General features: G+C 37.6%; 19 protein-coding genes, 1 tRNA gene and 1 pseudogene. 10 read left to right on the forward strand and 11 right to left on the reverse strand.

All coding sequences use genetic code 11. The features are described 5' to 3' along the window. Positions 1 to 18: 18 nt before the first annotated feature. Both EGI26_RS05545 and EGI26_RS05550 read right to left on the reverse strand, forming a co-directional pair. A complete protein-coding gene (locus tag EGI26_RS05545; RefSeq protein WP_255076893.1) occupies positions 19 to 927 on the reverse strand; it encodes a DUF58 domain-containing protein in 909 nt (302 codons plus the stop codon). Next, a complete protein-coding gene (locus EGI26_RS05550; RefSeq protein WP_255076894.1) occupies positions 928 to 1,446 on the reverse strand; it encodes a septal ring lytic transglycosylase RlpA family protein in 519 nt (172 codons plus the stop codon). A 200-nt stretch (positions 1,447 to 1,646) separates the two neighbouring features. On the opposite strand from EGI26_RS05550, the gene EGI26_RS05555 reads away from it, so the two are divergent. Continuing rightward, positions 1,647 to 2,003: a DUF3276 family protein gene (locus EGI26_RS05555; protein WP_255076927.1), complete on the forward strand. Its 357-nt coding sequence runs from the start codon at positions 1,647 to 1,649 to the stop codon at positions 2,001 to 2,003. On the opposite strand, the gene EGI26_RS05560 is transcribed toward EGI26_RS05555, so the two are convergent. From EGI26_RS05560 to EGI26_RS05585, 6 genes are read right to left on the reverse strand one after another with little or no spacing between them, the layout of a single operon-like run. Further along, positions 2,000 to 2,632, reverse strand: coding sequence for an oxidoreductase (locus EGI26_RS05560; RefSeq protein WP_255076895.1), 633 nt, complete (start codon positions 2,630 to 2,632; stop codon positions 2,000 to 2,002). The two genes, EGI26_RS05555 and EGI26_RS05560, sit on opposite strands and share 4 nt — an antisense overlap. Positions 2,633 to 2,639: 7 nt before the next feature. Beyond that, the gene (locus tag EGI26_RS05565; RefSeq protein WP_255076897.1) at positions 2,640 to 4,157 is read right to left on the reverse strand and encodes a GH3 auxin-responsive promoter family protein; all 1,518 of its coding nucleotides are present in this window, start codon (positions 4,155 to 4,157) and stop codon (positions 2,640 to 2,642) included. A gap of 8 nt (positions 4,158 to 4,165) precedes the next feature. Beyond that, positions 4,166 to 5,011 (reverse strand): glycerophosphodiester phosphodiesterase family protein, encoded by an 846-nt coding sequence (locus EGI26_RS05570; protein WP_255076899.1) that lies wholly within the window; start codon positions 5,009 to 5,011, stop codon positions 4,166 to 4,168. A 21-nt stretch (positions 5,012 to 5,032) separates the two neighbouring features. Continuing rightward, the gene (locus tag EGI26_RS05575) at positions 5,033 to 7,096 is read right to left on the reverse strand and encodes a TonB-dependent receptor (protein WP_255076902.1); all 2,064 of its coding nucleotides are present in this window, start codon (positions 7,094 to 7,096) and stop codon (positions 5,033 to 5,035) included. Next, a complete protein-coding gene (locus EGI26_RS05580; RefSeq protein WP_255076903.1) occupies positions 7,072 to 7,719 on the reverse strand; it encodes a gluconate 2-dehydrogenase subunit 3 family protein in 648 nt (215 codons plus the stop codon). The genes EGI26_RS05575 and EGI26_RS05580 overlap by 25 nt, the downstream gene beginning before the upstream one ends. Positions 7,720 to 7,747: 28 nt before the next feature. After that, positions 7,748 to 9,487, reverse strand: coding sequence for a GMC family oxidoreductase (locus EGI26_RS05585; RefSeq protein WP_255076905.1), 1,740 nt, complete (start codon positions 9,485 to 9,487; stop codon positions 7,748 to 7,750). A gap of 333 nt (positions 9,488 to 9,820) precedes the next feature. Here EGI26_RS05585 and EGI26_RS05590 point away from each other — a divergent pair, with 333 nt between their 5' ends. Then, the gene (locus EGI26_RS05590; protein ID WP_255076906.1) at positions 9,821 to 11,269 is read left to right on the forward strand and encodes an MBOAT family protein; all 1,449 of its coding nucleotides are present in this window, start codon (positions 9,821 to 9,823) and stop codon (positions 11,267 to 11,269) included. A 2-nt stretch (positions 11,270 to 11,271) separates the two neighbouring features. Further along, positions 11,272 to 12,270, forward strand: a complete 999-nt coding sequence (locus tag EGI26_RS05595; protein WP_255076908.1) for a hypothetical protein — start codon at positions 11,272 to 11,274, stop codon at positions 12,268 to 12,270. A 53-nt stretch (positions 12,271 to 12,323) separates the two neighbouring features. Here the strand turns inward: EGI26_RS05595 and EGI26_RS05600 are convergent. Further along, positions 12,324 to 12,395, reverse strand: a tRNA-Arg gene (locus EGI26_RS05600). 123 nt (positions 12,396 to 12,518) lie between these two features. Here EGI26_RS05600 and EGI26_RS05605 point away from each other — a divergent pair. Then, the gene (locus tag EGI26_RS05605) at positions 12,519 to 12,920 is read left to right on the forward strand and encodes a hypothetical protein (protein ID WP_255076909.1); all 402 of its coding nucleotides are present in this window, start codon (positions 12,519 to 12,521) and stop codon (positions 12,918 to 12,920) included. A gap of 33 nt (positions 12,921 to 12,953) precedes the next feature. On the opposite strand, the gene EGI26_RS05610 is transcribed toward EGI26_RS05605, so the two are convergent. Next, on the reverse strand, positions 12,954 to 13,469 hold the full coding sequence (locus EGI26_RS05610; RefSeq protein ID WP_255076910.1) for an acyl-CoA thioesterase: 516 nt from the start codon (positions 13,467 to 13,469) through the stop codon (positions 12,954 to 12,956). 177 nt (positions 13,470 to 13,646) lie between these two features. On the opposite strand from EGI26_RS05610, the gene EGI26_RS05615 reads away from it, so the two are divergent. The 6 genes from EGI26_RS05615 (at position 13,647) to EGI26_RS05640 (ending at position 19,517) form a co-directional block, all read left to right on the forward strand. Further along, positions 13,647 to 14,327 carry a DUF1361 domain-containing protein gene (locus EGI26_RS05615; protein WP_255076912.1) on the forward strand — a complete coding sequence of 227 codons (681 nt, stop codon included), beginning with the start codon at positions 13,647 to 13,649 and terminating at the stop codon, positions 14,325 to 14,327. Further along, positions 14,296 to 14,649, forward strand: a complete 354-nt coding sequence (locus EGI26_RS05620; protein WP_255076913.1) for a diacylglycerol kinase family protein — start codon at positions 14,296 to 14,298, stop codon at positions 14,647 to 14,649. Before EGI26_RS05615 ends, EGI26_RS05620 begins: the two co-directional genes overlap by 32 nt. A 3-nt stretch (positions 14,650 to 14,652) precedes the next feature. After that, positions 14,653 to 15,276, forward strand: a complete 624-nt coding sequence (locus tag EGI26_RS05625; RefSeq protein WP_255076914.1) for a hypothetical protein — start codon at positions 14,653 to 14,655, stop codon at positions 15,274 to 15,276. After that, positions 15,273 to 15,563, forward strand: a complete 291-nt coding sequence (locus EGI26_RS05630; RefSeq protein WP_255076915.1) for a transcriptional regulator — start codon at positions 15,273 to 15,275, stop codon at positions 15,561 to 15,563. The genes EGI26_RS05625 and EGI26_RS05630 overlap by 4 nt, the downstream gene beginning before the upstream one ends. 61 nt (positions 15,564 to 15,624) lie before the next feature. Next, positions 15,625 to 16,797 (forward strand): AIR synthase related protein, encoded by a 1,173-nt coding sequence (locus EGI26_RS05635; protein ID WP_255076916.1) that lies wholly within the window; start codon positions 15,625 to 15,627, stop codon positions 16,795 to 16,797. Between the two features lie 212 nt (positions 16,798 to 17,009). Then, entirely contained in the window at positions 17,010 to 19,517 is a 2,508-nt protein-coding gene (locus EGI26_RS05640) for a glycosyl hydrolase (RefSeq protein WP_255076917.1), read from the forward strand. Between the two features lie 52 nt (positions 19,518 to 19,569). Here EGI26_RS05640 and EGI26_RS05645 read toward each other — a convergent pair. Continuing rightward, positions 19,570 to 20,733, reverse strand: a pseudogene (locus tag EGI26_RS05645) (sigma-54-dependent transcriptional regulator). Between the last annotated feature and the right edge of the window lie 108 nt (positions 20,734 to 20,841).

Here is a 20,841-nt window from a genome sequence, read left to right on the forward strand (position 1 = left end):
ATGGTGAAAATAGGCAAATTACCTCATCTTTGCTCTTTTGGCCAAAAACGAAGACAATATCTGATCGAAACCTTGTTCTATATCTACTTCGATATAATCAATTTTATATTGACCGCACTTAATTTTAAGTTCATGATGAAAATCTTCCAAAACTGAAATATATTTTTCTTTGACCTGAGATGGTTGAATTTTTACTTTTTCGCCAGATTCTAAGTCTATAAACTCATAAGGGCGTTCATCAAAATCAAAATCCAGCTCGGTCTTTTTGTCAGTTACATGAAAAAGCAAAACTTCGTGTTTGTTGTGTTTGAGGTGCTGCATGGCCGAAAATATCCTTTCCATATCATCCATATTCTCAAACATATCGCTAAATATCACCACCAACGACCGTGTATGTATCTTGTCGGCTATCTCGTGCAGAGTCTCTATAACCGATGTTTTTTGAAGCTCATGTTTGCGATTCAACACCTTCTCCAACTCATGGTATATCTTCATGATATGCGTAGTAGTAGACTTGCACTCGGTATGTGTTTCTATTTTGTCTGAAAAAGTCACTAAACTTACCGCATCCCGCTGTCTTTGTAGCATATTGGCTAGTGTTCCAGCCGCTAAAACCGAAAAATTAAGCTTTCCATTGTTCTTAATTGGGTAATACATCGATGAGGAAACATCTACCAGCAAATGACATCTTAGGTTTGTTTCTTCCTCAAAACGTTTTACAAAAAGCTTATCAGTCTTTCCAAAAACTTTCCAGTCGATGTGCCGCGTACTTTCGCCGGAGTTGTACAATCGGTGTTCAGCAAACTCCACCGAAAAGCCATGAAAAGGAGATTTGTGGAGGCCTGTAATAAAACCTTCTACCAATTGTTTCGACAAAAAATCTAAATTGCCGTATTCTCTTATTTTAGCTAAGTCTAATTTCTGCATTTAATTCTTTTTTTTGGAGGCCGAAGTTTCTGGCAAATACGGCACCACTACCTGAGTGCTATCTTTTGAAAACACCTCTTGGAAGTTATCCTCTGTACTACCGTCTCTAAATAACATGATTTCTCTGTCAATTCCTACCACTTTCGCATTGATACTCATGATTCCTTTTTGAAGTAGTCCAATTCTTCTGGCAGCTTCGTAAGATAGGTCTAATACTCTACCTTTTGTGAAAGGACCGCGGTCGTTTACCCTAACAACTACCCATTCTTTTGTTACTGGATTTTCAACTTCAATCATAGTCCCAAATGGAAAATACTTGTGGGCACAAGTAAAATCTCTATTATTTAAACGTTCTCCGCTAGCGGTTTTTCTTCCGTTAAATTTTTTTCCATAATAGGACGTCTTACCTTTAAAAGTCTTTCCAATTTCGACCTTCTGTGCTCTTAGATTTATCGACAGCAGCAATAAAAAAAAAGTGATTGGAATGTACTTTAAAATACTTTTTTCCCTTAAATCCATATTTGCAAAAAGAATAGATTTATTTAAATTTTATTGTTCAGGTCAGAAAGTTTTGGACAACATTACTCACAAAGTACAAAAATATATTTACATATTTATGTTTCTCCTCGATGAATAGCACTTTTTTTGTTTGATTTTTTTTTATTTGAGGCAATAAAAACTTATTTTTGGAAATCAAACAACCCATAAAAATTCTACAAGTGGAAAGAGAAGAGCAAGAGAAGATTTTTTCAAAGAGAATAAAGGCAGGTAAACGAACTTATTTTTTTGACGTAAGAGCCACACGATCAAATGATTACTATCTCACGGTGACCGAAAGTCGTAGGTTTCAAAAAGATGGAGAGTTTGTTTTTGAAAAAAGCAAACTTTTTATTTACAAAGAAGATTTTGACAAAGTCTTAGAAGCCCTACAAGAAACTGTGAATCATATCAAATCTGAACTCATGCCACACGTAGATTTTGAACAGTTTAAGAACGCAGATGAGAATTATACAGAAAAACAAATTTCAAAAAAAACAGACGATGATTTATTGAACTCTAGCTATAAATGGGACTAATACATATCGCCTGAAAGAATTATTTGCTTTCCTGTTTTATTGATTTGTTTGGCAAATTCGAGCATTGCAGCCGCTACCTTTTGTCCGTGAATAGCTTTGTAGTTTTTGGGAATTAAGAAACCAAAAAAGTTCATAACTTTCTGACCTACACGCTCCCCAAGTCTAAATTCGGCTCTTTCTCCCAGAAGCATAGATGGTCGAAAAATACCGAGACAATCAAATTGTAAGTCCGTTAGTGCATTTTCTATTTCGCCTTTTACTTTGTTATAAAAAACAACTGATGATGAATCAGAACCCATAGCGGTAATTATTGCAAAACGCTTCACTCCCTTTTGCTTGGCTGTTCTGGCAGTATTCAAAGGAAACTCAAAATCTACTTTTCTGAACGCTTCCTTACTACCTGCTTTTTTGATAGTAGTACCCAAGCAGCAAAAAACCACACAATTACTGTTAAAAACATTTTCTGGAAGTTTTTCAAAATCTACCTCAATCTCTTTTACTTTGACATATTTATTTTCAGTTTTTTTTCTGACTAAGGCAGAAATTTTAGAAAAATCTGAATCCATGTCCAGCTGTTTAACCAATTCTGAGCCCACTAAACCTGTAGAGCCCACAACAATTGCCTCCATTACGGTTTTATTTAATTATCTCTAAAATTTCATCTAAATACTCTCTTGAATTACTCAATCTTGGCACTTTGTGTTGTCCTCCAAGTTTCCCACGTTTTTCCATCCAAGTATAAAATGTACCGTTGGCCACAAAATGCACTTTAGGCAGTACTAAGGCAATATCATTCTGCCTTTTGGCATCATAATCTGAATTAACCTCACGAAGTTTGTTGTCTAAAATAGTTACAAATTCTTCAGGATTTTCGGGAAATTTGGAACACTCGACAATCCACTCATGTCCACCTTTGCTGTCTGAATCCATATACACTGGCCCAGCGGTATATTCTTTCAAATCTACTTTGGCATTTGCAGCGGCCTCTGTCAATGCTTGGTCGGCATTTTCTACCATCAATTCCTCACCAAATGCATTGATAAAATGTTTGGTGCGGCCTGTTATTTTTATTCTAAACGGATATTTTGAAGTAAATTTTACTGTATCTCCTATTTTGTAACGCCAAAGCCCTCCATTTGTCGAAATCACCATAGCGTAACTTTTTTCAAGCTCCACCTCGTCGAGTGTCAGTGCCCTTGGATATTCTTTTTCCCATTCTTCTACTGGCAGAAACTCATAAAAAACACCATAGTCAAGCATCAGGAGCATTTGGTCTTGTAAAGCGAAGTCGTCCTGAATAGCAAAGAAACCCTCCGACGCATTATAAGTTTCGAAATAGTTCACCTTATCACTTGGAAAAAGTCTATCTCTAAAAAGGCTTCTATATGGTGTAAACGAAACAGCTCCATGAAAAAAGACCTCGAAATTTGGCCAAACTTCAAGAGCATTTTTTGCTCCCATGCGTTCTACGATGCTCTCAATCAATACCACCGTCCAAGTGGGTACTCCTGCTATGCCGGTTACGTTTTCTATGGAACAAATCTCGATCATTCTCTCCATTTTGTCTTCCCAACGGTCTAAAAGTGCTATTTCTGGTGGAGGAATACGAAACATTTCAGCCCATTTGGGCATGTTCCGGGTTATTATGGCCGAAATATCTCCAGTCATAGCTGGTGTATTGAACGGATTGGGATGTAAAGATCCCCCTATCGAAATACTCTTTCCGTCAAAAAGCTGAGAATCAATTTTGTTGTCAAAATATAAAGTCAGCATATCCTTTCCGCCCCTATAATTGCACTCTTCTAGAGATTCTTCTGATACTGGGATAAATTTGCTTCTAGAATTTGTAGTGCCAGAGGACTTTGAAAACCAGTTGATTTCCGAAGGCCAAAGCACGTTTTTCTCACCACGCATCACTCTCTCAATCCAAGGATAATGCTCCTCGTAAGTCACTACAGGTACTCTTTCCTGAAAATCCTTGATGGTAGTAATACTGGCAAAGTTATATTTGAGGCCAAAGTCTGTAAACTTTGCCCTGTCTATCAAACTAAAAAATTGCTCGCTCTGAGTCTCCACCGGATACATTTTAAAATGTTCGATGCGAGACCTGCGTCTTTTGATAAAAAATCCTACTACTTCGGTAACTAAACTCAAAATAAAACTTATTTTTTGATGTATTTTATCGCTCTGTCAGGGTAATCAGTGATGATGCCGTGACAGCCAATTGCATACATTCTGTCCATATCAGTTACATTATTTACCGTCCAAGGTATCACTTTTATACCCATTTGATGCAGATAACTCACTTTGTTTTTCGACAAAACGGTGAAATTTGGACTCCAAATATCGGGTTTAAATCCGAGTTTTTCAAGATTGAAATCAATTTCGTTGTTGTCCTCAGCTTCAATTAATGCTGAAATGCTGTATTTCTTTGGTTCTTGATTTAGGAAATGTAAATATTGCAAGACCTTAAAATCAAAACTTTGTAGGGTCAATTCACTATTAGTTAAACTCTTATCCACCACTGCTAATACTAAATCTACAAATTCTTCTGAAGAAGGTTGAGTTCTAAAATATTCGTCGGGAATGCTTTTAATTTCGATATTATATGAAATAGCCTTTTTGTTTTGTGAAAATATATACTTTGAAACTTCTTCGAAAACTTCAGAAAGTAAAGGTTTGTAAGCTTTAATTTTTGCTTGTTCTGGAAAATCAGCATTCCCTCTTTGACCCACATCATGCTGTCTAATTCCCTCATAATCCATCAAATACAGATTAGAATCACTCTCAGACTTATAAAATGTACCATCAGGTCTCGTTGTAATTTGAGAGTTAAAAAATGGATCGTGTGAAACCACCACTTTTCTGTCGTTTGAAATCACAACGTCAAGTTCTAGACTATCAACTCCCAAATCAATCGCTTTTCTGAATGCTTCAATCGTATTTTCGGGCATCAAGCCTCTGCAACCACGGTGTCCTTGAATCTCAAATGCCCTTTTAGTTCTCATCTCATCTGAGGTTTTGAGAATTTACAATTTCAAATCCATCCTAAGGCCACCATTAAAATTTCTTGGTGGTGATGGATTGTAATATCTATTTCCAAAGGCATTAAAATCGTAACCCGAAGAATATTTTTCATCAAACAAATTGTCGATACCACCATAAATTTTTAATCCAACTTTTTTGAAAGTCGTTGAAAAACCTCCACGCAATTGCGACAAAAATACATCTTCAGAAAAAACCAGATTTGCATCGTTCAACGGCATTTTTGAAAGATAGTTCACATCAAAATTTATGAAAAATCCTTGTTTTTGAACTACGTCCAATTTAAAAAAACCATTATACTTTGAAACCCCTGGCAGACTTTTCTGAGCAAGATCGGTTGTACCTGACACAAACTGTTTATACTTGAAATCGTTGTAAACCAAGTTCAGCCCAAGATTGGCTTCTTTGATAAATTTAGTAGTATTGGTTTTTATGAAACCAAAATTATTTGACAACTCTATGCCATTTTGTAAAATTTCTCCTGTGTTCAAGAAATATTCATTGCCGCTTGACGTCAAATTTCTCACTAATCCATTCTTAATATTTTGTTGAAAGAATACCAGTTCCGCATTCCAACACGATGAAGAAGCGTGTTTAAATCCCAATTCTTTGCTAAGACCTTTTTCAGCTTTTAATAATTCAAAATTTGGAGAGTTCTGAACAGAAGAAACCAATTCCTGGGCCGTTGGAGACGAAAACCCACTACTAATATTGACAAAAACAGAATTGCTCGCTCCCAGACCTTTCAAAAGAGATACTCTCGGAGAAAAAGGCACCACTGGTTTATCTGAAACATCTATTCGGCTGGCAGTAGTCAAAACTGGATTCCTCTGAAAATCATATTTTTGGTTATTGACACTTAAGCCCGAAGTCAATATAAAATCATAAGGCAATGTCCATTGTCCTTGAAAAAACACTGAATTTTGACTCGATTTTATTTCGTCAGAATAGATGGCTGCTGCCTTTTCTCCCAAATTATTTACAAAAACGTCGAAAGTAGATGAAGTTTGTAAGCCTTCTGAGCCCAACCAAAATTTTATTTGATTGTATTTTTTAGAAAGTACCACTCTGTAGCCTGCCGTGTGTTCTTTTCTTTGTTCAAAATTTGTAATAAAAGGATTTTCTAAGCGATTGCCAGTAAAAAATACAGCTGAATTTATTTCCCAATTTTGCTTTAGACGCCATTGATCAGAAAGTCCGAGCATGCCAATTTTTTGTTGAATACCCGCTTTTTGTTCTTCGGCTCCTGGCGTGACTGCAGTTTTAGGTCTTGCAGCCTTTGGATTAGCTCCCATTTGTGCCAAAGTAAGTCCTCCGGGCGTGCGGTAATCTATATCAGAAAGTAAACCAAACAGGTTGATGGTATGTTTTTCAAGAAAAAAAGTATGGCTAAGATTGAGCGTCTTTCTGTCCATAGCTGAATTGTCTCTATAACCATCGGTGCTATTTCTAGAGAAATTAACGAACGTATTACCTTTTGCACTACCTTGTTGGTAGCCAAAAAAAGCGTTTTTTGTATTATAACTGCCTACATGCAGACCCGAACTGAAACTATGACCAGACATGGCGTTTTTGGTTTGCAAACTTATAACTCCTCCAATACCAGCTCCATAAATACTGCCTGATGGGCCTTTGAGTATCTCAATATTCCCTACACTGTTGATATCCAACTGATTGAAATAACTCTGGCCGTTGCCATCTGAAATAGGAATGTTATTCCAATAGACTTTTACATTTCTTACCCCAAAAGGTGACCGTAAAGAACTTCCTCTGATGGCTATTCTATAACTTCCAGGTGAACGCTCCTCAAGTCTAACTCCTGCTTGGGCGTTTAGAACTTCTAATGGATTGGTATTACCAAACCTCTCGATGTTTTTAAAAAAAATTTTACTTACCGAGGCTCCTGTTTTTAATATACTTTGATTGGTTTCAAATCCTTTAACAACTGTTTCATCAAGCAGAATTGTTGAGTCTGCTTGTGAATAGCCTTTAAAAAGACTCAAAAATAAAAAAGCATAGCTTATTATTTTGCAGCATGCTTTTCCCATTCTTTGTAGCTTAGGTTATATTGATCTAAAACATCCTGCGGCACTCCGTCCCATTTATTGGGTGTATTGCCCAAATACCCAAGATCTTTCACACCCATTTCTGATGTATAAAAACCTGTCGCTGTGAGGTTTCTCATTAAATTAAAAAAACTCACACCTTGTGAATGTTCCTTTTTTGCTTTGTTGGGATATGCCACCAAATCTACTATTTTAAGCCTCTCTGCGGAAGTCAATGCCACAAACTTCTTCGAGAACATTTTCTTAGATTCGTTGTTGAGCCACATTAAGCCACCTCGCATGGGCGTTTGGTGCTGGGGCATATCTTTTACGATGAATTCTATAAAAGCTGGCACTCCGGCCTGGCTGGCACTACCAGATGTTTTGTCGGCAGGAATTATTATATCAGCCAAAATCGTGATAACTGACATTTCAGCCACTGTAAAAAACTTTGCGGCTTTTAGCTTATTATTATGTATTATTTCGTCCCGAAGTCTTCCGTCCTGAGCTTCTGGTATTTCTTTTACCGTAGCTGCTTTAGGTTTTACTTGGCCGATAGCCTCTCCCGAAACTATCACACCAGCCGTACCTAATCCTATATTTTTTAAAATATCTCTCCTATTCATTATTTAATATTTTTAAACTTAAGAATAATTATAAACTCTTAGCTTTTACTTCTTTCATGATAAACTCCGAAGCTCTGAGCGACAATGCCAAAATAGTCCAAGTAGGGTTTTTGTCTGCTTGTGAAACAAATGGGCCACCATCTACAACAAACAAATTCTTGACATCATGTGCCTGACAGTTTTTGTTCAAAGCCGACTTGCCAGGGTCATTACCCATTCTTACCGTTCCTACTTCGTGAATTATTCTTCCCGGAGCAGCTAGCCCGTAATTGGTATCCGCACCAGGCTTGGTACCGTTGGCAATCCCACCCAATGCATGAATAATTTCTTCAAAAGTATCCTGCATGTGCTTGGCTTGCTTCACTTCATGGTCACTCCATTTATAGTTAAATCTTAGTACAGGAATTCCCCATTTATCTACCACATTTGGATCTATTTCACAATAGTTATCCTCACGAGCAATGGCCTCTCCCCTTCCGGCCATACCGATATCTGTACCATAGAAAAATCTGTAATCATCCTTCAGAGATGCCCCGTATCCGCCTGCTTCTTTTACATTTCCGCTACGATCTGGATACTTCCCGTTTACGTTTTCCATACCAAATCCAAAACCGTAGCCTGGCATACGCTGACCACCACCGTATTCAATGTGATATCCTCTAGGAAAATCTAGTTTTGAGTTGTCTAACCACCATGGCGAATATACGTGCATACCACCTACACCATCTTCGTTGTATCTTTTACGATTAGTCAAATGCGGAATAAATGCACTACGACTTGCTCCAGTGCTGTCGTGCAAATATTTACCTACCACACCCGAAGCATTTGCGAGCCCGTTTGGATTAATGCTCGACTTGGAATTTAGCAATAGACGAGAAGACTCGCAAGCACTTGCTGCCAATATTACTATTTTGCCCTTTACAGTGGTCTCTTCTAAAGTATATTTGTTTACATACGACACCCCAGTAGCCTTTCCAGTTTCGTCGGTCAGTACTTCACGAGCCATTGCGTTATTTATCAAAGTCAGATTTCCTGTTTTCATGGCAGGTATCACCAAAACCGATGAGGAAGAAAAGTCTGCATAGGCCATACATCCTCTGCTGCATTGACCGCAGTAGAAACATTCTCCTCTACCATTCAAAGGCTTTGTAAGCATCGACATACGCGAAGGTATGGTCAAAACACCTGTTTTCTTATTGGCCTCCATGAGCATCAACTCATGCAGACGTGGCTTGGGTGCTGGTAAAAATATACTATCAGGGTCGTTAGAAAGGCCTTCTTTTGTGCCAAAAACTCCAATAAGTTTATCTACCTCGTCGTAGTATGGAGCCATGTCGTCATAACTGATTGGCCAGTCGTCGCCAAGCCCATCAACGCTTTTTCTTTTGAAATCTTTTGGTCCAAAACGAAGCGAAATTCTACCCCAATGGTTGGTTCTGCCGCCCAGCATTCTAGACCTAAACCAGTCAAATTCTGTTCCTTTTTTACGGGTGTAGGGTTCTCCTTCGATTTCCCAACCTCCCCATGCGGCATCAAAATCGCCAAAGGCACGTACCGTGCTGGCACCTCTTCGAGGCGACTCCCATGGGCCTTTTAACTGATTGATGTATTTAGGATCGGCTGGATCAAAATAACCACCGGCTTCGAGCATACAAACTTTTGCTCCGGCTTTGGTTAGCTGATATGCAGCCATGCCTCCACCGGCACCTGAGCCAACTATCACAACATCAAACACATTGGCTTGCTCCTTTATCTGAAAATCCTTCATATTGCTATGGTTGAATATTTAATTTCCCTAAAAATAAAGGGATTTTTCGGTTAAATAAAGCGGCATTTCATTTTTTTTAAATTTTTTTATTAATACATCAAACCTCGTTAGGTAGTCTATTTATTAACTAATGAAAACATTCAATAATGTTTCTAATGTTCCGTAAGAAAAATCGCTTTAAAAGATTGAGATTTAGTCTAAATATTTTTTTATAATTTTGCAGTTCTTTCAAAGGATAGAGAATCTGCTGATTAGCCAAAATGTGGCCAATGTATTTTCTTAAAAAAAACCAACCTAGTAAATTGACATTTCAAAAATGACCATTACCCAAAAATGCTTTTTAATTCTGTAAGTTTTGGTATTTTCCTTCCGATAGTTTTTTTTCTTTATTGGTTTGTTTTCAATAAAAAATTAAATCATCAAAATCTATTGCTTCTGGTAGCCAGCTATTTTTTTTATGGCTGCTGGGACTATCGATTTTTGTTCTTGCTGATGTTTTCTACTTTTTTAGACTATTACTCAGGCATAAAAATATTTGAAGCTAAAACCACCGCTCTAAAAAAAACATGGCTTTGGATAAGCATAGGTATCAATCTGGGTTTTCTTGGCTTATTTAAATATTACAATTTCTTCATGGACTCGCTTGCTGTTGGTCTTACAGCTGCAGGAGTTGGTTCGCATTTTGATACACTCAAAATAATCCTTCCTATAGGTATTTCTTTTTATACTTTTCATGGTTTATCTTATGTAATAGACATTTACAAAGACAAAATTAAGCCAGAAAGAGACTTTGTTGAATATTCAGTTTTTGTGAGCTTTTTCCCTTTGTTGGTAGCTGGGCCTATTGAAAGAGCCACACATTTATTGCCACAAATTCAAAAGAAAAGAGTTTTTGACTACGCCATGGCAGTGGATGGTTCCAAGCAAATTCTTTGGGGGCTATTCAAAAAAATAGTAATAGCTGATAATTGTGCTCAATATGCCAATATGTTTTTTAACAATTCTGAGGACTATGGCGGCAGTTCACTTTATTTGGGGGCCTTGTTTTTTACTTTCCAAATTTACTGCGATTTCTCAGGGTATTCTGACGTAGCATTGGGTACAGCACGACTTTTCGGCATGGAACTTTTACGCAATTTTGCGTTCCCCTATTTTTCAAGAGATATCGCCGAGTTTTGGCGTAGGTGGCACATTTCGCTTTCTACTTGGTTCAGAGATTACCTCTACATTCCGCTTGGAGGAAGTAAAGGTAGCTTAGGCAAAAAAATCAGAAATACGTTTATTATCTTCATTGTCAGTGGATTTTGGCATGGAGCCAACTGGACATTTATCATTTGGGGTGCCATAAATGCCTTGCTGTTTTTACCACTTTTGATTTCAAAAAATAATAGAAACAACCTTGAAACAGTGGCTCAAGGCAAATTATTCCCAACTACCAAAGAGGTTTTCCAAATGGTGATCACTTTTCATTTTACACTTTTGGCTTGGGTGTTTTTTAGAGCTGAGAGCGTCTCTCACGCGTTTTCTTATATTTCAGAAATCTTTTCAGCGAGTTTGTTTACCATTCCACATTTTGAAGGACAAAACAAGGCGTTGGTTACTCTTAGTCTAGTTTTCGGGTTTATGGTAGTAGAATGGATGGGTCGCGAACAACAATTTGCTTTGCAAAAGTTTGGCAACAAATGGAAATCAACTTTTAGATATGCCTTTTATTATGCTTTAGTAGCTATAATATTCTTATTTGGTGGATCTCAACAAGCGTTTATCTATTTCCAATTCTAGCAATGAAAAAATACCTATCTAAACTCGGACTCTTTCTCTTGCCACTAATTATTTTGGGAAGTGTAGCTTTGTTTTTTTATGTAAAAATAGACGTTTATGGAGATTTTGGAAAGAAAGACAGTTTTGCATGGAACTATAATTTCCAGCAACTCAATGATATATCTACCAAAAAACTTTTAACTATAGACAGAACTTACAACTCTTATGTGTTTGGTAGTAGCCGAAGTTGCAGTGTTTATGGATGCTATTTGCAAACTAAACTGCCCGATTCAAGGTTTTTTCATTATGCCAATTGGAACGAAACCATCGGAGGAATACTCGCCAAGCTTCAATATTTGGATGAAAAAGGATGTGATTTGAAAAACATAATGGTGTATATCGACACCGACTACACTTTTGATGGTGAAGGAAAACTAAGCCCAATGGATCATTACTTGATCACCAAAGAATCAAAATTCAAGTATTATTATAACCATCTCATTAGTTTTTTCTCAAATTTCGACACCGACAAACTCAAAATATTGATGGGTAAAGGTGAACAAACAAGCTCTTTTGTAAATCGAAAACTAGACCCTATTACGAACGACTTTAACCATGAATGTTCGGCAGACGAAATCAGGAAATACCAATATGTACAGTCTGATGAGGAGTTTAAACACAAAATGGATTCTCTAAAAAAGTCTGGTTTTATGTATGAAAGACCGAAAACACAACAATACAAATCGCCACAAATATCCGAAGAAGAAGCAGTGATGGTTGAACAGATTGCCAAACTTTTAGAAAAGCATCAATCAAAATATTTCGTTGTACTAACACCACTCTATGACCAACAAAAACTCAACAACAAGGACTTTGATATCCTGAAAAAATATTTTAAAAGCAACCTTTATGACTTTTCAGGAAAAAACAAATACACAGAAGATTTTTATAACTATCCAGACAGAATTCACTTTCAAAACTATATTTCTAAGGAGATTATTGATTCGGTGGTGGTGAGGTGAGTTCTCTTTGTGGCAAGATTATTTACAAAAAAAATCAAAATTCAGAAAAGTAGTAGCTCCAGAGGGAATCGAACCCACACCAGAGGTACCGGAAACCTCCGTTCTATCCATTAAACTATGGAGCCAGAAAAATAAAGCACAAAACTAATTTTTTTTTGCCAGTCTTTAAACCTTTTTCTTTTTTAAGTATCCAATACCTGAAAATTCCAGTTCGGGATAATTTATTAAACTTTAAAAATTTACAAGTCATGAAAACTCTTTTTAAAACAATCGCCTTCGTATTTGCCTTGGTATTAACCGCAAACTTTGCTTCAGCTCAACACCCACACAAAAGAAAAATGATGATGGATAAAAAAGAAGATCGCAGAGATCGTAAAGAAGATGTAAAAGACAAAGCCGAAGATCGCAGAGATGCAGCAGAAGACAGAAAAGACAGAGCTGAAGACATCCGCGACAAACGAGAAGATAAATGGGATGCCGCTCATGATGGTGGTCGCAAAGACAGACTAGAAGATATCAGAGACAAAAAAGAAGATGTGAGAGATGCCAGAGAGGACAAAAAAGACAAAATGGAAGATAAGCGTGACAGAAAAGAGGATATCAAAGATAAAAAGGAAGACAGAAAAGACCGCAGAAGAGGTTCTTACTAAAACACAAAAGAGGCTGATGATCAGCCTCTTTTTTTATATCTTAAATATTGCTTTTAGTTCAGTAGCATCCTCAGGCTTCATTCTTCCTGCCAAAACCAACCTCAACTGCCTCCTGCGTAAAGCTCCTTCAAATAATTCATACTCTAAGTCTGTTTCAGGAATTGCCTCAGCTATTTCTATTGGCCTACCTGACTGATCCACAGCCACAAATGTTAAAAAAGCCTGATTAGTTTTACTTTTTTGTCCAGCCGGAATATTCTCTGAAAACACATCTACCACTACTTCCATAGATGTATTAAACGCCCGTGTAATTTTGGCTTCAAGAGTCACTACATTTCCAAGAGGAATAGGATTCACGAACGAAACATTATCGACCGAAGCCGTTACTACTATTCTGTTACTGTGTTTTTGTGCGGCTATGGCACCGGCCACGTCCATCATTCGCATTAGGTTACCGCCCATCAAATTCCCCAAAGTATTGGTATCGTTGGGCATTACCATCTCCGTCATGATGGTTAGTGATTCTTTTACATGTTTTGCCTTGGGCATTAGTTTGTTGTTAATTTTTGCAAAAATAAACTCAGAAATCCAATGATTCGAAGATTTACAGACAAATATGATTCCAGACAAACCATAAGCATTCACAAAACTTTCTTGGATAAATTTTGAAATGAAATCAAAATACATTTACTTTGAATCACAAAGTACTTTTCAAAAACCTCATTGATGAATTTAAAACCAAGCAAGCCCACCATTAGTATATTGATTTTGATTGCTTTATGCTCATCATTACTAATTATACGAGTTTACAAAACAGGCACTTATTTGGGTTTATTTCTGGTCTGGAATCTATTCTTGGCCATTACTCCTATTGTTTTTATATTTTTAGCAAAAAAACTGCACGATAATTTCGGATTTCAGAAGCTTGGTTTGAAAATAGCCATTACAGGGCTTATGACCACTTGGCTTTTATTTTTTCCAAACTCTCCTTATATCATTACTGACCTCATGCATTTGAGTCATTTGCCCAAACATTTGTTGTGGTTTGACTCTGTCGGTATTTTTATAACCGCACTCACAGGGCTTGTAGTCGGTCTATATTCAATGTATAATTTTCAACTATTATCAAAAAAGCTTTTCGGCAATACAATAGCTTGGTTTTTAGTTTTGGGCAGTGCGGTGCTTAGCGGTTTTGGGCTTTACCTTGGCCGCTTTGCCAGATTTAACAGTTGGGATTTCTTCTCAAATCCAGCTAACCTTATCAAGCAATCGATGGTCGAAACCAGTAATCCTTTGGCTATGCAAACGACTTTGGTTTTTAGTATTGTGCTGATTGGCTTATATTTGTCTTTTTATAATTTAATATCTTTCAAGCATGAAAATATCGAAAATGCTTCGAAGTTTTAAGTTTGCTTTGGCAGGCATGATACATTTGGTGCGGTTTGAAAACAACGCACAATTTCATTTTTTGGCCACCTTACTAGTCATTTTCGCAGGATATTGGCTTAAAATTGACCGAAACGAATGGGTCATCGTCATTTTTGCCATGGCCTTGGTTTGGTCGGCAGAGGCGTTTAATTCGGCTATAGAAAAACTTTGTGACAAAGTAGAACCCGAAAAAGACCCCATAATAGGCAAAGTAAAAGACATGGCAGCCGCTGGAGTTTTGTTTTTGGCCATCGCAGCCGCAATAGTAGGATGTATAATATTTTTACCCAAAATATTTTAAGAGATGAACGAACACCTCGAAAACCTGAAAGAAATAAGAACGCTCATGGAGCGATCATCTAAGTTTTTGTCATTGAGTGGATTATCCGGTATTTCTGCTGGTATTATTGCTTTAGTTGGGGCATTTATGGTGTACACCGAAAAAGTAAAAATCACAGGAAATAGCGACCCAAAAGGAATTCTAGATGCCGCAAACGTTGAAGGAGATTTCAAACTTTATGTATTCAAAATAGCTCTATTCACGCTTTTGGGAGCCTTGATAGGTGGAATATATTTTACGATAAGAAAAGCAAAAAAGAACAAGGAGAAAGTTTGGAACAATTTATCCAAAAAACTTTTGATAAATTTGACCATTCCTTTGATAGCCGGAGCCATATATTCATTGGCTTTGGTACAGCAAAATAATATGTGGATGGCCGCCTCATCTACATTAATTTTTTACGGACTGGCCTTAATTTTCGCCTCAAACTATACCGTAAGAGATGTTTTCTCATTGGGTATTTGTGAAATATCGCTTGGCCTTTTAAGTATATTTTTTACAGGTTATACCTTCTTGTTTTGGGTGATTGGCTTCGGCCTTTTACATATTTTGTATGGCGGATTAATGTATTTTAAGTACGATAAATGATTTTAGAACAGTTCAATAAAACTTTTGAGAGCAAAGCTCGCTTGGGCATCATGTCGGTATTGATGGTCAATGAGTCTGTGAATTTCAATTCGCTCAAAGAACTGTTAAACCTCACCGATGGCAATCTTGCCACACATGTAAAAGCCTTAGAAGAAGCCGGTTACCTGTTAGTACAAAAAGAATTTATCGGACGAAAACCCAACACGCTATATTCGGTAACAGTCGATGGCCGCAAAGCTTTCGAGCAACATTTGAGTGTTTTGGAGCAATTTATCAAAAACTCCTAATCTCCAAAATTCCATTTTTACGGCAAAAATCCGTAAATTGCGACTTCAAAAAAGCTATACTATGTCTGACCGTTACATGCAAAGAGGCGTATCTGCCTCCAAAGAAGATGTTCATAAAGCCATCGAAAAACTTGACAAAGGCCTTTTTCCAAAAGCTTTTTGTAAGATTTCACCCGATATTTTGGGAGGAGACGATGCCTATTGCAACATCATGCATGCCGACGGAGCAGGTACAAAAACCTCTTTGGCGTATTTGTATTGGAAAGAAACGGGAGACCTATCGGTTTGGAAAGGTATTGCCCAAGACTCTATCATCATGAACACCGACGACCTGCTTTGTGTGGGAGCTACTGGACCGATTTTGATGTCATCATCGATAGACCGAAACAAAAACAAGATTCCGGGTGAAGTAATAGCCGAAATAATCAATGGAAGTGAGGAAGTTCTGGCTATGCTCAGAGAAAACGGAGTAGAAATCTATAGCACCGGTGGCGAAACTGCTGACGTGGGAGATTTGGTAAAAACAATAACTGTCAATACCACCGTAATAGCCCGCATGAAAAAAGCCGATGTAATTGACAACGCCAACATAAAGGCTGGAAATGTTATCGTTGGATTGGCGTCTTACGGAAAAGCAACTTACGAAACCGAATACAACGGAGGTATGGGCAGCAATGGACTTACCTCTGCTCGTCATGATGTTTTAGATAACATTTATGCTGAAAGATATCCAGAAAGCTTCGATCAAGATATTCATAGTTCGTTGGTTTACAGTGGTTCTAAACTCCTGACAGATAAAATATCCATTTCGGAAGATTTGATGGTGAATGTGGGAAAATTGGTACTCTCTCCTACTCGTACCTATGCCCCTGTGGTAAAAGAAATACTGACAAAATTGAAAGGAAAAATTGACGGCATGGTGCATTGCAGTGGCGGTGCTCAAACCAAAGTGCTTCATTTTGTGGATAATGTTCATATCACAAAGGACAACTTGTTCCCAATTCCTCCCCTATTCAAACTCATCCAAGAGCAGTCTGGCACTTCGTGGGCAGAGATGTACAAAGTATTCAACATGGGCCATCGTTTAGAGGTTTACCTTTCACCAGAACACGCCCAAGAAATCATCAAAATTTCAGAAAGCTTCGGCATTCCTGCTCAGATTGTGGGCCGAGTTGAAGCTTCGGATGCTAAGAGATTAACTATCAAGAGTGAATTTGGTGTGTTTGAGTATTGATGCCTTTTGAACACAGATGACACGGATTTAACAGATCATACTGATTTTTCAATTGTAAATACTCTGAAAAATCTTAAGCAATCCGTGTAAATCAGTCAAATCAGTGTCATCCGTGTTCCATCAACACGCCACAACCCGCCAGCACCATGACACCAAAGAACAGTAAATAGAAATCCATTTTCTATATTTACAGTTTCAACCATTCTATCCTGATGAAAGCCTTACAATTTGCCTTAATCCTATTCCTATTTTCGTTAAAAACCTTTGCACAAAATACCGCCAAGCCTTGGGCTTACTGGTGGTGGCAAGGCAGTGCCGTAAACAAGGCGGATTTAAGAGCTAATCTTCAAAAATATGCCGAAGCGGGCTTTGGTGGCTTACACATTATTCCTATTTATGGCGTAAAAGGTGAGGAACATAATTTTATTCATTTTCTAAGTCCAAAGTGGATCGAAATGTTAGAATATACCGTAAAAGAGGCCGAAAGTCTGCATCTGGGCATCGATATGACGCTGGGCACAGGTTGGCCTTTTGGCGGAATTGATATAAAACCCGAGCATGCAGCCAAGACTTTTGAGCTAGTTTACGAAGCTGACCAACTTCCAATCCTCAAACCAAAAATCACCAAACAACAAGTAAAAAGGGCCGCTCCGGGAGCCGAAGGCTTGGTATTGGATCACTTTGATAAAGCCAATGTAGAGCACTATTTGGCCAAATTCGACAGCGTTTTTGCAAGGAACAATATCGGCATTCGAGCTTTCTATAATGATTCCTACGAGGTGTATGGAGCAGACTGGACAGAACATTTCTTTGAGAAGTTTAAGAACAAACGTGGCTATGAACTAGGAGAACATCTCAATATATTCGAAAACAAATCGACATTTACAGAAGAGGAAAAACAAATATACTCTGACTATCAATTGACCATTTCAGAGTTGCTTTTGGAAGAATTCACACAGCCTTACGCTGCCTTTGCGAAAAAATATGGCAAACTGAGTCGAAACGAATCGCATGGATCTCCAGGCAATGTTTTGGATTTATACGCTGCCAATTCAATTCCTGAAACCGAATTTTTTGGCTCAAAACCATTTGACATTCCACTTTATAGACAAGACCCAGAATACAGCGAAAAGCAATTTGGTAAGCCGAACAAAATGGTACTTAAACTGGCTTCTTCGCCAGCAAATGTTTTTGGGAAAAAACTGGTGAGTTCAGAAACCGCCACATGGCTTGGGAATCATTTCAAAGTGAGTTTATCGCAAGTCAAGCCTATCATTGATGAGTCATTTCTGGGCGGAGTAAACCATGTTTTCTATCATGGAGCCAACTACACACCGGTGGATGCACCATGGCCGGGCTGGATGTTTTATGCCTCAACCAACTTCAATTTCAACTCGCACTTTTGGAACGAACTCCCGCTCCTCAACAAATACATAGAAAACTGCCAGAACTTACTCCAAAAGAGTACTACTGACAATGAAGTTTTAGTATACTTCCCGATTCAAGACCTATGGCATAAACCAAAGAAGGGCGTTTATATGATGGACGTCCACAATATCGAAAAGAATGGCATTTTCAATGATAAATACCGTCAACTTTTGAAAGATTTGGAAATCGCAGGCTACAGTTTTGATTTTGTATCAGATTTGCAAATAACCCAAATGGCTGAACAGAAATTAAGCAAGTCAAATTACAAAACAATCATAATTCCGGAAGTAGAATACATTCCACTTCAGACTTTACAGGCTATTAAAAAGTTGAATTCGGCTGGAATAAAACCCATTTTCGAACAAGTTCTACCACAGAAAACAACTGGATATTTGGACTTGGAGAAAAATCAGCAAATTTTCGTGAGGGAATTAGCCAGTCTTAAAAATACAGTAAGCACATCGGTTATTTCAAAACTAAAAACACAGACAGTAAAGAGAGAGGTCATTCAAGACAAAGGATTGGATTACTTAAGAAAAAACTACGAAGACGGCCTTTTATATTTCATTGCTAATCAACACCAGTTGTTTGAAAAAGGCGAATTGACTTTTGAAAACAAATACAAATACAACTATTTATACAACCCGAAAGCCGATTCTTGGCACGAAATCGATGCAAAAAAAACAGGAATCTCAAAAAAAATAAACCTAGAATTGAAATCAGGAGAGAGCTTATTTCTATTTTTCTCCAACACCAAAAAAGGCAACCTCAAACCAAATTACATTAATAGCCATACAAATAATTTGGATTTGAGTTCTAACTGGAACTTAGTTTTCACAGAAGGAAAACCCAATATACCGAATCCGCAATCATTTAGATTGCTAAAATCTTGGACACTTGCAGACTCAATTGCAGGATTTTTCAATGGTTATGGGGAATATCAAAAGACTTTCAATTTACCCGAAAGTTCTGTGAGTAAACCAGCCCAAATCCAATTGGGCGATGTAAGAGAAACTGCCGAGGTATGGATAAATGATATCAAAATAGGAACAGCTTGGAGTTTGCCATATAACTTACAAATACCTGAAGGTATACTAAAAACCCAAAACGAAATAAAAATCAAGGTTAGGAATTTGTCGGCCAATGAGATCAAATACTTGGACATAAACAAAGTGAACTGGAAGAAATTCTACGATATAAACATTGTGGATATCCAATATAAACCTTTCGACGCATCGCACTGGAAACCAGTCGATTCTGGTCTTCTTGGACCTATTATCCTGAAATATTAGACATAAAAAAAGAGTCGCATGCGACTCTTTTTTTATGTCTAACAAAATCTGACTACAATCCTAAACCAGCATACAATTTAACCTCGTCAACACTAATCATAGCATCACACATGATCACCAAACGCTCAACAACGTTTCGTAACTCACGCACATTACCCGTCCAAGGAAGATTCTTCATGTATTCCATAGCTTCTGGTGAAAACGTTTTAGGTTGATCACCGTATTCTTCAGCCACATCGCCTAAAAACTTATCTGCCAACAACGGAATATCGTCTCTACGCTCAGCCAAAGGTGGTACATAGATAGGAATCACGTTGAGCCTGTGGTAAAGGTCTTCACGGAAGTTACCCTCTGCTATTTCTTTTTTCAAATCTTTATTTGTGGCAGCTATAATCCTTACGTTTATCTTGATCTCCTTCTCGCCACCTACTCGGGTTATTTTGTGTTCTTGTAGTGCACGTAATACCTTGGCTTGGGCGGAAAGACTCATATCTCCAATCTCGTCCAAAAACAACGTGCCATTGTCAGCTTGTTCAAACTTGCCAATTCTTTGTTTTATAGCTGAAGTAAAAGCTCACTTTTCATGTCCAAAAAGCTCACTTTCAATCAACTCTGAAGGTATAGCAGCACAGTTAACTTCTATAAGAGGCCTCTTCAACCTGTTACTTTTCTCATGTATTTGCTTGGCTACCATCTCTTTACCCGAGCCATTAGGGCCTGTAACCAATATTCTTGCTTCGGTAGGAGCCACACGATCAATAGTTTCTTTAACCTTTGTGATTAGAGGAGATTCCCCAACTATCTCATTAAGTTTATAAACCCTTTTCTTTAGAGTTTTTATTACCTCAACGTCATTGCTCTTCTCAATAGCGTTTCTCACTGTCACCAAAAGTCTATTCAAATCTGGTGGCTTAGTAATAAAGTCAAAGGCACCCCTTTTGGTTGCTTCAACTGCATTTTCAACATTTCCAAATGCCGAAACCATCACAAACTGAGTAATAACACCCTCTTCTTTTGCCTTTAAAAGTACGTCTAAGCCATCCATTTTAGGCATCTTGATGTCACACAAAGCCACATCATATTGACTTGCAAGCACCATGTCTAGGCCTTCCTGTCCATCTTTGGCTTCATCCACATCATAGCCTTCGTATTCGAGGATGTCCCTCAGAGCATCTCGGATGGTTTTTTCGTCATCAATTACTAAAATTTTGGCCATGGGATAAGAAAAAAATTCTTTATTAGGTTTAACTAAATATTTCGCAATTTACCCAAAAAGTTTATATAAAAAGGCCTCTAAGCTTAATATTTATCCCTTAAATAAAAA

This window comes from Lacihabitans sp. CCS-44, from assembly GCF_024343735.1.
Taxonomy (GTDB): Bacteria; Bacteroidota; Bacteroidia; order Cytophagales; family Spirosomataceae; genus Leadbetterella.

Excerpts from the sequence above, each read along its gene's own strand:
- EGI26_RS05595 (WP_255076908.1), top strand. The coding sequence starts at position 11,272 with ATGAAAAAATACCTATCTAAACTCGGACTCTTTCTCTTGCCACTAATT.
- EGI26_RS05640 (WP_255076917.1), top strand. The coding sequence starts at position 17,010 with ATGAAAGCCTTACAATTTGCCTTAATCCTATTCCTATTTTCGTTAAAA.
- EGI26_RS05605 (WP_255076909.1), top strand. The coding sequence starts at position 12,519 with ATGAAAACTCTTTTTAAAACAATCGCCTTCGTATTTGCCTTGGTATTA.
- EGI26_RS05635 (WP_255076916.1), top strand. The coding sequence starts at position 15,625 with ATGTCTGACCGTTACATGCAAAGAGGCGTATCTGCCTCCAAAGAAGAT.
- EGI26_RS05585 (WP_255076905.1), bottom strand. The coding sequence starts at position 9,487 with ATGAAGGATTTTCAGATAAAGGAGCAAGCCAATGTGTTTGATGTTGTG.
- EGI26_RS05630 (WP_255076915.1), top strand. The coding sequence starts at position 15,273 with ATGATTTTAGAACAGTTCAATAAAACTTTTGAGAGCAAAGCTCGCTTG.
- EGI26_RS05580 (WP_255076903.1), bottom strand. The coding sequence starts at position 7,719 with ATGAATAGGAGAGATATTTTAAAAAATATAGGATTAGGTACGGCTGGT.
- EGI26_RS05625 (WP_255076914.1), top strand. The coding sequence starts at position 14,653 with ATGAACGAACACCTCGAAAACCTGAAAGAAATAAGAACGCTCATGGAG.
- EGI26_RS05570 (WP_255076899.1), bottom strand. The coding sequence starts at position 5,011 with ATGAGAACTAAAAGGGCATTTGAGATTCAAGGACACCGTGGTTGCAGA.
- EGI26_RS05560 (WP_255076895.1), bottom strand. The coding sequence starts at position 2,632 with ATGGAGGCAATTGTTGTGGGCTCTACAGGTTTAGTGGGCTCAGAATTG.
- EGI26_RS05590 (WP_255076906.1), top strand. The coding sequence starts at position 9,821 with ATGCTTTTTAATTCTGTAAGTTTTGGTATTTTCCTTCCGATAGTTTTT.
- EGI26_RS05615 (WP_255076912.1), top strand. The coding sequence starts at position 13,647 with ATGAATTTAAAACCAAGCAAGCCCACCATTAGTATATTGATTTTGATT.
- EGI26_RS05610 (WP_255076910.1), bottom strand. The coding sequence starts at position 13,469 with ATGCCCAAGGCAAAACATGTAAAAGAATCACTAACCATCATGACGGAG.
- EGI26_RS05545 (WP_255076893.1), bottom strand. The coding sequence starts at position 927 with ATGCAGAAATTAGACTTAGCTAAAATAAGAGAATACGGCAATTTAGAT.
- EGI26_RS05550 (WP_255076894.1), bottom strand. The coding sequence starts at position 1,446 with ATGGATTTAAGGGAAAAAAGTATTTTAAAGTACATTCCAATCACTTTT.
- EGI26_RS05620 (WP_255076913.1), top strand. The coding sequence starts at position 14,296 with ATGAAAATATCGAAAATGCTTCGAAGTTTTAAGTTTGCTTTGGCAGGC.
- EGI26_RS05575 (WP_255076902.1), bottom strand. The coding sequence starts at position 7,096 with ATGGGAAAAGCATGCTGCAAAATAATAAGCTATGCTTTTTTATTTTTG.